Here is an 11182-nt window from a genome sequence, read left to right as displayed (position 1 = left end):
GGGTGACCGACGCTCCCGGCGCCGGCCTCCGCGTGCTCGTCTGCACCGTGGTGCACCACCCGGGCGACGCGCGCATCGCCCACCGCGAGATGGGCGCGCTGCTCGACGCGGGGTTCGCGGTGACCTACCTGGCGCCGTTCGGCGGCTTCGGCGTGGACCCCCGGCCCGGGGTCGACTGCGTGGACGTCCGGCGGTCCTACGGTCGGCGGCGCCTGGGTGCGCTCCTCGACGCGCGGCGCAAGATCCGCGCGCTGGCGCCCGCGCACGACCTCGTGCTGCTCCACGACCCCGAGCTGCTGCTCGTCGCCGGCGCCGCGGGGGCGACGCCCGTGGTCTGGGACGTGCACGAGGACGTGCCGGCCACCGTGCAGATCCGCACGTGGATCCCGACGTGGCTGCGGGTCCCGCTCGCGGGGTTCCTGACCTGGCTGCTCGGTCGCGCCGAGAAGCGCCACCACCTGCTGCTGGCCGAGCACGGCTACCGCAGGCTGTTCCACGGCGCGCACCCCGTCGTCCCCAACTCGACGGCCGTGCCCGACGACGTGCCCGGTCCCGACCCCGACGGCCCCGCTCGCGTCGTCTACCTCGGCTCGCTCACCCGCGACCGCGGCGCCGGGGAGATCGTCGCCCTCGCCGAGGGCCTCCGGGCGCGCGGGCGTGACGACGTGCGCGTCGAGGTCGTCGGTACGGCGCACGGCGAGACCGGCGCCGCCCTCCAGGCCGCCCACGACGCGGGTGACCTGGTGTGGCACGGCTTCGTCCCCAACGACCGGGCGCTCCCGCTCATCCACGGCGCGGTGGCGGGCCTGGCCCTGCTGCACGACGAGCTCAACCACCGGGTGTCGCTGCCGACGAAGAACATGGAGTACCTCGCCCACGGCGTGCCCGTCGTCGCCACCCCGCTGCCCGAGGTGGAGTCGTTCGTGGCCGCGTCGGGCGGGGGCGTCGTCGTGCCGTTCGGCCACGCGCCGGTCGACGAGGTGCTCGCCCTGGCCGACGACCGCGACCGCGCGCGCTCGCTGGCCGAGCAGGGGCACGCGTACGTCGCGGCCCACCACAACTGGACCCGCGACCGCCGCACGTTCGTCGAGCACGTCGCGCGCTGGGCGCGCGAGGGGCGGGCGGCGCGGGGCTGAGCCTCTAGCCCGGGTCAGGCCCCTGCTGGCCCCCGGAAATGTGCGGCTGGTGCAGGTCCGAGGCGGTCCGGGCTGCCCCAGCGGCCCAGTTCGGGGGCGGGCGACCTCAGGCTCGAGGCGGCGGAGGTTCTGGTTCACCCTGTGCGCTGGATGTTCCGCGGGGCCTGGGTCGATGGACGACCGGGCCGGCCCCGGCGGGGGCCGAAAATGTGCGGTTGGGGCAGGTCGGGGGTGGTCCGGGCTGCCCCAGCGTCCCAGTTCGAAGCCCGGGCCGGGCCCTCCCCAGCGTTGGCCGGGCCTCAGGCCCGCGCGCCCTCGCGCCGCTGCTCGGCCTGCTCGGCCTGCTCCGCCCGCTCGAACGCGCGGAACCGGTCCCACCGGACGAGGAAGCGGTCGACGCGCCGCGACACGAAGCGCCACCAGGCCACGAGCGCGATGCCGAGGGTGATGGAGAGCTCCCAGCCGCCGAACATTCCTCCGAAGAGAGCGGCACAGACGGTCGCCAGCGCCATGACGGTGGCGAAGGAGAGCAGGACCGTCGCGACGACGGCAGCGAGGTGGGCGACGAGCTTGAGCACGCGACGATGCTCCCAGTTCCGACCGACGTGCGCGGCGGCTTGCGCCGATCTTGCGCGCCCGAAAACCCGTCGACCCTGCCCGACCCCCGCGCCTACCGTGCGGGACGTGCCCATCGACCTCCCCCGGATCCAGCTCCGCGGGTTCCGGCCCGACGACCTCCCCGCCCTCGACGTGCTGCTCCGGGAGGTCGAGACCGTCGACCAGACCGACGAGCACCTCGACCTGGCCGACCTCGAGGAGGAGGTCGCCGACCCGCTGCTCGACGCCTCCCGCGACTGGGTCGTGGCCGTCGACGGCGGCACCCTGGTGGGCTGCTTCCGGATCATCCCCCGGGACCCGGACGGGGCCGAGCTCACGGCGTACGGCTCCGGCTGCGTGCACCCCGACCGCCGCGGTGAGGGGATCGGCACCCGGCTGGCGGCCGCGATGCTCGAGCGCGCGCAGGAGCGGCACCGGGCGCTCGCGCCCGCGAAGCCCGCCCAGCTGAAGGTGAGCGGCCTGACCGACCAGGCCGACCAGGCGGACCTCCTGGCCGCGATCGGGTTGGTCCCCCACCGCTGGACGCTCACGCTCGGCGTGGGACCGATTCCCGAGCAGGACGTGGGGGACCTGCCCGCGGGCCTGCGGGTACGGCGCTACGACGCCGCCCGCGACGAGGAGGCCCTGCGGCTCGTCCACAACGAGGTCTTCCGCGACCACCCCGGCTCGTCCCCCTGGACGCCGGACGAGTGGCGGCAGTGGGTGACGAGCAGCCGGAGCTTCCGCGGCGACGTGAGCCTGCTGGCCGTCGACGCGGAGGGGGCGATCGCGGGCTACGTGCAGGTGGAGGAGTGGGACGCGGTCCGCCAGGTCACGGGCCTCCGGGAGGCCTGGATCGCCCGGGTGGGCACCACCCGGGAGCACCGGGGTCGCGGCCTCGCGTCGGTCCTGCTGCGCCACACCCTCGAGGTCTGCCGGCAGGACGGGTTCGACCGGGCGGCGCTCGACGTCGACTCCGCGAACCCGACGGGGGCCCTGGGGGTCTACGAGCGGGCCGGGATGACGCTCGAGAAGCACTGGACGACCTACCGGCGCCCCGATCCGCCCGCGACCGCGTGATCCGCGAGCGAATGTTTGCCCAGGCCAAGTGGTGTCTCGGATATCGAGCAGCCTGAAAGAAACCAAAGACAACTGAAAAACTCCTGTTTGTCCGAACCCGACCACACAGGAGTCGATGTCATGTCCGACGACACCCCCGAGAAGACCAACCCGCACGCACCCCACGGCCCGCCCCGCGCCGGTGCCACCCGCCGCCTGCTCGTGCTGGGGGGAGTGGTCGCGGCCGTCGTCGCGCTCGTCGTCGGCCTGCTCCAGCTCGGCGGCTCCGACGACGCCACGACCGCAGCTGACGCGGGGGGCTCTGGGGCCTCCGACGCCGGCGGCGGCAGCGGTGCCGTCGTGGAGGACAACGCGGCCGAGAAGCTGGTCGACGCCGACTGGTTGGAGGCGAACCTCGACGACCCGTCCGTCGTCCTCATCGAGGTCAGCACCGACGAGGGTCTCTACGAGCGAGGCCACATCCCCGGGGCCGTGAACTTCCCGTGGACCACCTCGTTCGTCGACACCGTGTCGCGTGACGTCGTCTCCCGCGAGACGTTCGGCGAGCTGACGGCGGCCGCGGGGGTGGACGAGGACAGCACTGTCGTGCTCTACGGCGACGACAACAACTGGTTCGCCGCCTGGGGCGCCTGGGTGTTCAACCTGTACGGCCACGACAACGTGAAGCTCCTCGACGGCGGCCGCACGAAGTGGGACGCCGACGGCAGGGCCTACGACGTCGCCGTGCCCGCGGCGGCCGCGGGCTCGTGGCAGCCGGCCGAGGCCGATGGCGAGCTCCGCGCGCTCTTCCCCGAGGTGCTCGAGGTCGCCCAGGCCTCCGCCGACGGTGACGACCCGGGCGCCGTGCTCGTCGACATCCGTGGCGCTGCCGAGTTCAACGGCGAGATCTTCGCCCCCGAGGGCTTCCAGGAGACCGCCATCCGCGCCGGTCACATCCCGGGCGCGGTCAACGTGGCGTGGCGCGAGACCGTCAACGAGGACGGCACGTTCAAGTCCGCTGACGAGCTCCGCGCGATCTACGCCGCGCACGGCATCGACGGCTCCGAGCCGGTCATCACGTACTGCCGCATCGGCGAGCGCGCCAGCCACAGCTGGTTCGTGCTCTCGGAGATCCTCGGCTACGACGTCAGCCTCTACGACGGCTCCTGGACCGAGTACGGCAACGCCGTCGGCGTCCCGGTCGTCAACAACGCCGGAACGGTCTGGGGCGTTGCCTGACCCCGTCGTGGTCCGCGGGGGCGTCGTCGACGCCCCCGCGGCACCGGTCGCCGCCCGGCACGAGCCGACCCGACCGACCCGGGCGGACCTTGTGCGGACCGGTGTCGCGCTCCTCCTCCTCGCGACGCTGCTGGGCGCGGCGTACGTCGTGCACGGGCTCGAGGTGGCGCCCGGCGGCAGCGTCGCCGCCGACGCGGCGGTCCTGCTGCTCGTGGGCGCTGCCCTGGGCATCGCGTTCGAGCGCGGCAGGTTCTGCTTCTTCTGCATCTCGCGCGACTTCGCCGAGCGCCGGGACGCCGACGGGCTGCGCTCGATCCTCACCGCGCTGGCGGTCGGCGCGATCGGGTACGCCGCCGTGCTGAGCCTCTTCGTCCCGGACCCCACCGCGGGGCGGCTGCCGCCCGAGGCGCACATCGGCCCCGTCACCCCGGTGCTGGCGCTCGGGGGCTTCGTCTTCGGCATCGGCATGGTGCTCTCGCACGGCTGCATCGCCGGCCACCTCTACCGCATCACGCAGGGCGCCGTGCGCTCCGGAGTGGCCCTCGTCGGCACCCTCGTCGGCTTCGGGCTCGGCTTCTGGACCTGGAACCGGCTCTACCTCGGCCTGATCGGCAACCGTGCGCCGGAGACGTGGTTGCCGACGTCCCTCGGGTACGGCGGAGCGCTGCTCGCCACCCTCGCCGTGCTCGCGCTGGTGGCAGCGCTGCTCGGACGGTGGCCCAGCCGGTCGACGACGCCACCGCGCGTGACCGGTGTCGTCGGCACCTGGAGGCGGCTCGTCGTGGACCGCTGGCCCCCGCTCCTCACGGGCGTCGTCGTCGGGCTCGTCGGCGTCGCGTCGTACCTGCTCGTCGGTCCGCTGGGTGTCGCCGCCCAGCTCGGGAGCGTGACGCGGTCCGTGCTGGATGCGGAAGGCGCGCTCCCGGAGACGCTGCACGGCCTCGACGCCTTCGCGGGGTGCGCGACCGTGGTCGCCGGGGCGGTCATCGACAACGGGTGGCTGGTGATCGGCCTGGTCGTCGGTGCCTTCGCCGCGGCGCTCGCCGGCGGCCGGGTGCGGCTCGAGCGGGTGGGCGCGACGGGCGCGGTCGCCGCCCTGGTCGGCGGTGTGCTCCTGGGCTGGGGCGCGATGACCGCGCTGGGCTGCACGGTCGGGGTGCTGCTCTCCGGCACGCAGGCGTTCGCGCTGTCGGGCTGGGTGTTCGCGGCGGCGTTCGTGCTGGGCGCGGCGCTGGCCTTCCGGTTTCGCCTGCAGGACCTCTGACCGTCCGAGCGCCCGAGCGCCCGGGCGCCTGTGGACACGCGGACGCAGCGGGATCCGGCGGAAAGTAGGCTCCCGCCCATGACCACCACCCCCGCCGCCCGCCCGAACGCCGAGGACGCCCTCGCTGCGCTCCAGGGGCACGAGGCGTGGGCGATCATCCGGCGCTCGACCCGCGCGGGCGATCGCGACACGGTGGGGCTCGTCGGCGGCACGCGGTCCGAGGTCGACTCGATCCTCGACATCCCGCTCGAGACCGGCGCGCCCGCGCCGGGCCGGCAGTGCGACCGGCTCGTCGCCGTCCCGTTCCGGCAGCTCGCGGAGCGCGGCTTCGCGGCCCACGACGACGGCACCCCGCTCGTGGTCGTCGACGTCGACACGGAGTGGGAGTTCAGCGTCGCGGAGATGCTCGAGGCGCTGCCCGACGGCGAGGTCGACTTCGTCGACCGGGGCGGGTTCGACGTCGAGGACGAGGACTACGCGAAGGTCGTCCGGCAGATCATCGACGAGGAGATCGGCCGCGGCGAGGGCGCGAACCTGGTGGTGGCGCGGCAGTACCGCGCGGTCGTCGCCGACTGGACCGCCGAGCGCGCGCTCCAGGTCTACCGGCGGCTGCTGGCCCGCGAGCGCGGCGCCTACTGGACCTTCCTCTTCTTCACCGGCGACCGCTACCTCGTCGGCGCGAGCCCGGAGCGGCACGTCAGCGTGCACGGCGGCCACGTGCGGATGAACCCCATCTCCGGCACGTTCCGGCTGCCCCGCGAGGCCGACGAGGCCTCGCTCAAGCGCGACCTCCTCTCCTTCCTCGCCGACGAGAAGGAGATCTACGAGCTCTTCATGGTCGTCGACGAGGAGCTCAAGATGATGTGCGACGTCTGCCACGAGGGCGGGCAGGTGCTCGGGCCGTTCCTCAAGCCGATGTCCCACCTCGTGCACACGGAGTACCTCCTCGCCGGCCGCACCGACCGCGACGTGCGGGAGGTGCTCCGGGACACCATGTACGCCGCGACCGTCACCGGCAGCCCCGTCGAGAACGCCGCCCGGTTGATCGCCGAGTACGAGCCCGGCGGGCGGGAGTACTACGCGGGCGCCCTCGCCATCTTCGGCCGCGACCCCGACGGCACCCCCGTGCTCGACAGCCCCATCGTCATCCGCACGGCCGACGTGAAGCCCGACGGGCGGCTCACGGTCACGGCCGGCGCGACGCTCGTGCGGGACTCGGACCCGGCGTACGAGGTCGCCGAGACCCACGCCAAGGCGGGCGGCATCCTCTCGGCCTTCGGGCTGGTGCCCGCGCGTCCCGCGAGCGAGGTCGACGTGGCGGAGCTGGTCAACGACGAGGACGTGCTGCTCGCGCTGGCGTCGCGGAACCGGCGGCTGTCCGGCTTCTGGCTGACCGACCAGGGCGACGAGGAGCCCGACCCGGACCTGGCCGGGAAGAGCGTCGTCATCCTCGACGGCGAGGACGACTTCGTGAACATGCTGCGCCACGTGCTCGGGGTGCTCGGCATGACGAGCACCGTCGTGCGGCACGAGGCCTACGCGCCCCGCGCGCTCGACGGCCACGACCTCGTGATCGTCGGCCCCGGGCCGGGCGACCCCCGGGACGACGCCGACCCGAAGATGGGCCAGCTCCGGGCGGCCGTCGCCGAGCTGATGGCGGCCGAGCGGCCGTTCCTCGCGGTCTGCCTCGGCCACCAGGCGCTCTGCCACCACCTGGGCGTGCCGCTGGCGTTCAAGGACATCGTCTTCCAGGGCACGCAGTCGCCGGTGCGGATCGACGGGCACGTCGAGCGGGTCGGCTTCTACAACACGTTCGTGGGTCGGGTCGACGGCGTCGACGCGCGCGGCCGGGCGACGCTCGGTGACGGCGTGCACGTCGAGGCGGACCCGGCGACGGGCGACGTGCACCTGGTGGCGGGCCCGCACTACCGCGGCATCCAGTTCCACGCCGAGTCGATCCTCACGCAGAACGGCTTCGCGCTGATCCACCGCCTGGTCCGGGACCTGCTCGTCGAGGCGTGATGGGCCGGACGGGCGGGCTGGTCGACGTCGTCGTCGTCGACCACCGCGACTCCTCGACCCACAACCTCGCCCACCTCGTCGCGTCGGTGACGGGCGTGCTGCCGACCGTGGTGCAGCACGACGCGACGACGGCCGACGAGGTGCTCGCCCACGACGTCGTGGTGCTCTCGCCCGGCCCCGGCCATCCCGAGCGGCCGACGGACTTCTCGGTCGGGCGGGAGGTGCTCCGGGCCGCCACCCGCCCCGTGCTCGGCGTCTGCCTCGGGCTGCAGGGGCTCGTGACGACGTACGGCGGCCGCGTCGACCGCCTCCACCCCGCCCACGGCGACGTCGCACGGGTGCGGCACGACGGGCGCGGCGTGTTCGCGGGCCTGCCGCAGGACTTCCGCGTGGTCCGCTACCACTCGCTGGGCGCCGTCGCCGTGCCCGACGTGCTCGAGGTGAGCGCGACCTGCACGGGCGCCGACGGGCAGGAGGTCGTGCTCGGCGTGCGGCACCGGACCCTCCCGCTCGAGGCCGTGCAGTTCCACCCCGAGTCGGTGCTGAGCGAGCACGGCGCCGACCTCGTGGCGCGCTTCCTGGAGCAGGCCCGGTGACGACCCCCGCGCCCGGCGTGACCGACGCCGACGTCGCGGCCCTCGCCGCGGCGTACCCCCGCTGCGTCCTCCTCGACGGCTCCGCCGGCCGCCCCTGGTCGGGTGACCGCAGCGTGGTGGCGGGCCTCGACGAGGACGACGTGTCGCTGACGTGGGACGCGACGGCCGGCGAGGTACGTCGCTGGACCGGCCGCCCCGGCGCCTGGCGCGGCGTCGTGGTCGGCGACGACGTGTTCACGGTGCTCGAGCGCGAGGTGGCCGCCGCTCCGGGGGCGCGGTGGTTCGGGTGGCTGGGCTACGGCGCGCGGAGCGACCTGCCCGCCCGGCGCGACGCCGCCGACGCGCCCGACGCCGTCTGGATGCGGCCCTCGCGCCTGCGGCACGTCGGTGGACTTGGTGGCACTTTCCCCGGTCGGCCGGGGAACGTGTCACATAGCGCATCAAATTTGATGGTCAAAGCGACACTTTCCCCGGTCGACCGGGGAAAGTTGCAGCCCCCCGCCTGGTACCGCACCGCGTTCACCCAGGTGCAGGAGGCGCTGCACGCGGGGGAGTCCTACGAGGTCAACCTCACCCACCGCGCCGAGGCCGCGACGACCGCCGCCCCCGCGGAGGTGTACGCCGCGCTCCGGGCCGCGACGCCCGCGCCGTACGCCGCCTTCCTGCAGCACGACGTCACCGGCACGTCCGACGCGGCGCGCGCCCGCGGCTGGCTGCTCGCGGCGTCCCCGGAGCGCTACGCCCGCATCGGCCCCACGGACGTCGGCCGCGCGCGGCGCATCGAGACCAAGCCCATGAAGGGCACGGCTCCGCGCGGCGCGACCCCGGCGGAGGACGCGGCGCTGCGCGACGCCCTCACCACCGACGAGAAGGTCCGCGCCGAGAACCTCATGATCGTCGACCTCCTCCGCAACGACGTCAGCAGCGTGAGCCGCCCCGGCACCGTGACGGTCCCGGAGCTGATGGTCACGGAGACGTACGCCGCGGTCCACCAGCTCGTCTCCACGATCGTCGGCGAGCTGCGCCCCGAGGTCACGACGGTCGAGGCCGTGCGGGCGCTGTTCCCCGCGGGGTCGATGACGGGGGCGCCGAAGCACCGCACCATGCAGGTCATCGAGGCCGTCGAGTCGAGCGCCCGGGGCGTGTACGCCGGCGCGTTCGGCTGGCTCGACGGCGACGGCGCCGACCTGGGCGTCGTGATCCGCAGCCTCGCGAGCCGCGACGGGCGGACCTGGCGCGCCGGCACGGGCGGCGGCATCACCGTCCGCTCGACCGTCGAGGACGAGTGGGCCGAGGCGGGCTGGAAGCTGGAGCGGGTGCTCGCCGCCGTGGCCGGCGCGGGACCGGCTACGACGCCGGCGCCGGCTGGGCCGCCAGCCGCTCCAGCAGGGTCGTGATGCCGGCGGTGGTCGCCGCCTCGTCGTAGGGCGCCACCACGTAGAAGTTCGCCAGGTCGACGAGGCCGTCGTGGGCGACCGCGGCGGTCATGGCGAGACTGCCCTCCTCGGCGGCCACGATGAGCCCCGCCGCGTCGGCGCCCGGGACCGTCACGTCCTGCACGGCGAGGTCACCGAGGTCGAGGGAGTCCCACACCTCGTCGAACGGCGCCTCGGAGGCGTAGCGCGTCGTGTTGATGACGACCACGTCGTCGGCGTCGGTGTAGCTGCACCCGCGGTAGTTGCCCGCGCCCGCGCTCGTGGCCGTCAGCGGTTCGCCGAGACCGAGCAGCTCGCCCATCTCCGGGCCTGGCACGGCCTCGCAGGGGTCGCCGACCTCGACCACGTCGTCGGTGGGGAAGCTGCTGGCCGACGAGGTGGGGACCGACGACGACCCGTCGTCCCCGTCGCCGCCGCACCCGGCGAGGGCGACGACGGCGACGAGCGCTCCGGCGATCCCGGCGGAGGCGCGCAGCCCGCGGCGGTCGGTGCGGCGGTCGGTGCGGTCAGTCATCCAGGTCGCTGCCCAGGGTCACGGTGGTGGTCTCCTCGTTGCCGTCGCCGTCGATGTAGGTCACCTCGACGTCCTCGCCCGGTTCGAACGTGAGCACGGACGTCACGAGCGCCCGCGCGCTGTTGACGTGCAGCTCGCCGATCTCGGTGATCATGTCACCCTCCTCGAGCCCCGCCTGCGCCGCGGCGCCGTCGGGAGCGAGGTCGGTGAGCACGGCGGCCCCGTCGACGATGTTCTCCACGACGGCGGTCTCCGCGACGGCGCCCAGGCTCGCGTGCTCGGGCTCCTCGCCCTCGCGCAGCTGGTCGACGACGTGGCGCACGTCGTCGATGGGGATGGCGTAGCTGATGCCGATGAAGCCCGCGTCGTACCCCTCCTCGCTCTGCGCCAGCTCGATCGCCCCGTTGATCCCGACGACCTCGCCGCGCAGGTTCACGAGCGGGCCGCCGGAGTTGCCGGAGTTGACCGCCGCGTCGGTCTGGATCGCCGGGTAGGCGACCAGGCCCTCCGGCAGCTCGAGCACGAAGGGCCGGTTGAGCGCGCTGACGATGCCGGCGGTGACGGTGGACTGGAGGCCGTACGGCGCGCCGATCGCCACCACCGCCTGCCCCACCTCGGTCTCGTCGGACGAGCCGAGGGAGGCGACCGTGAGGTCGTCGGGCGCGTCGGTGAGCTGGAGCAGCGCCACGTCGAGCAGCGGGTCGCTGCCCACGACCTCGGCCTCCGCGAGGGTGCCGTCGTCGAACGTGATGACGATGGCCTCGCCCGCCGAGCCGCCCTCGACCACGTGGTGGTTGGTGAGGATCTCGCCGTCGTCGGAGACCACGAAGCCGGAGCCCTGCGAGTAGCCGCCCGTCACCGGCACGTTGATCTGCACCACCGCGGGCAGCACGGCGTTGGAGATGTCGTTGACCGACACCAGGTCGAGCGGGTCGATGCTGCCGGTGTCGAGGTCGTCGGCCTGGATGCGGGTGTCGCCGTCCGAGCCGCCGTCCCCGCTGCTGGAGGAGAAGATCCCGTCGTCGTCGACGAGCGCCGAGTAGCCCGCCGCGCCGCCGATGCCGCCGACCACCCCGAGCACGAGCGCACCGACGACCACCCCGGCGCCGAGGGCACCGCCTCCGCGACGGGGCTGCGGGGGGTACGACGCGGGTGACGGCTGCTGCGGCGGGCGCGGACCCCCGCCGTACGGCGCCCCCGGGGGCGGCCCGCTCGGCCGGTGCGGGCCGGGCTGCTGGCCGGGCTGGTGGCCGGGCTGGTGGCTGGGTTGGCCGGGCAGGCCGGGGAGGGGCGGGCGCTGGTCGCTCATGGCGGGGTCC

At 74.4% G+C, this 11182-nt stretch carries 10 protein-coding genes; 7 read left to right on the top strand and 3 right to left on the bottom strand.

Annotated elements, in window-relative coordinates:
* Positions 1 to 2 precede the first annotated feature (2 nt).
* Positions 3 to 1136 (top strand): glycosyltransferase family protein, encoded by a 1134-nt coding sequence (locus QE405_RS16065; RefSeq protein ID WP_307202558.1) that lies wholly within the window; start codon positions 3 to 5, stop codon positions 1134 to 1136.
* Between the two features lie 299 nt (positions 1137 to 1435).
* Here QE405_RS16065 and QE405_RS16060 read toward each other — a convergent pair whose 3' ends face one another.
* Positions 1436 to 1714, bottom strand: coding sequence for a hypothetical protein (locus QE405_RS16060; protein ID WP_307202556.1), 279 nt, complete (start codon positions 1712 to 1714; stop codon positions 1436 to 1438).
* Positions 1715 to 1820: 106 nt separating this feature from the next.
* On the opposite strand from QE405_RS16060, the gene QE405_RS16055 reads away from it, so the two are divergent.
* From QE405_RS16055 to QE405_RS16030, 6 genes are all read left to right on the top strand, one after another.
* Entirely contained in the window at positions 1821 to 2813 is a 993-nt protein-coding gene (locus tag QE405_RS16055) for a GNAT family N-acetyltransferase (protein WP_307202554.1), read from the top strand.
* 120 nt (positions 2814 to 2933) lie between these two features.
* The gene (locus tag QE405_RS16050) at positions 2934 to 4031 is read left to right on the top strand and encodes a sulfurtransferase (protein WP_307202552.1); all 1098 of its coding nucleotides are present in this window, start codon (positions 2934 to 2936) and stop codon (positions 4029 to 4031) included.
* A complete protein-coding gene (locus tag QE405_RS16045) occupies positions 4024 to 5295 on the top strand; it encodes a YeeE/YedE family protein (protein ID WP_307202550.1) in 1272 nt (423 codons plus the stop codon). The genes QE405_RS16050 and QE405_RS16045 overlap by 8 nt, the downstream gene beginning before the upstream one ends.
* A gap of 78 nt (positions 5296 to 5373) precedes the next feature.
* Positions 5374 to 7317, top strand: coding sequence for an anthranilate synthase family protein (locus tag QE405_RS16040; protein WP_307202548.1), 1944 nt, complete (start codon positions 5374 to 5376; stop codon positions 7315 to 7317).
* On the top strand, positions 7317 to 7913 hold the full coding sequence (locus QE405_RS16035; protein WP_307205897.1) for an anthranilate synthase component II: 597 nt from the start codon (positions 7317 to 7319) through the stop codon (positions 7911 to 7913). The genes QE405_RS16040 and QE405_RS16035 overlap by 1 nt, the downstream gene beginning before the upstream one ends.
* Complete coding sequence (locus tag QE405_RS16030) at positions 7910 to 9310, top strand: anthranilate synthase component I family protein (RefSeq protein ID WP_307202546.1); 1401 nt, start codon at positions 7910 to 7912, stop codon at positions 9308 to 9310. Before QE405_RS16035 ends, QE405_RS16030 begins: the two co-directional genes overlap by 4 nt.
* On the opposite strand, the gene QE405_RS16025 is transcribed toward QE405_RS16030, so the two are convergent.
* Both QE405_RS16025 and QE405_RS16020 read right to left on the bottom strand, forming a co-directional pair.
* Positions 9261 to 9863: a DUF3558 family protein gene (locus QE405_RS16025; protein ID WP_307202544.1), complete on the bottom strand. Its 603-nt coding sequence runs from the start codon at positions 9861 to 9863 to the stop codon at positions 9261 to 9263. The two genes, QE405_RS16030 and QE405_RS16025, sit on opposite strands and share 50 nt — an antisense overlap.
* Positions 9856 to 11172, bottom strand: a complete 1317-nt coding sequence (locus QE405_RS16020; protein WP_307202542.1) for a S1C family serine protease — start codon at positions 11170 to 11172, stop codon at positions 9856 to 9858. Before QE405_RS16020 ends, QE405_RS16025 begins: the two co-directional genes overlap by 8 nt.
* Positions 11173 to 11182 lie beyond the last annotated feature (10 nt).

It is taken from the genome of Nocardioides zeae (assembly GCF_030818655.1).
GTDB classification, from domain to species: domain Bacteria; phylum Actinomycetota; class Actinomycetes; order Propionibacteriales; family Nocardioidaceae; genus Nocardioides; species Nocardioides zeae_A.
Note: the sequence above shows the minus strand (reverse complement) of the source record. Positions and strands in the feature narration are given on the sequence as shown.

Excerpts from the sequence above, each read along its gene's own strand:
- QE405_RS16050 (WP_307202552.1), top strand. The coding sequence starts at position 2,934 with ATGTCCGACGACACCCCCGAGAAGACCAACCCGCACGCACCCCACGGC.
- QE405_RS16040 (WP_307202548.1), top strand. The coding sequence starts at position 5,374 with ATGACCACCACCCCCGCCGCCCGCCCGAACGCCGAGGACGCCCTCGCT.
- QE405_RS16035 (WP_307205897.1), top strand. The coding sequence starts at position 7,317 with ATGGGCCGGACGGGCGGGCTGGTCGACGTCGTCGTCGTCGACCACCGC.
- QE405_RS16025 (WP_307202544.1), bottom strand. The coding sequence starts at position 9,863 with ATGACTGACCGCACCGACCGCCGCACCGACCGCCGCGGGCTGCGCGCC.
- QE405_RS16020 (WP_307202542.1), bottom strand. The coding sequence starts at position 11,172 with ATGAGCGACCAGCGCCCGCCCCTCCCCGGCCTGCCCGGCCAACCCAGC.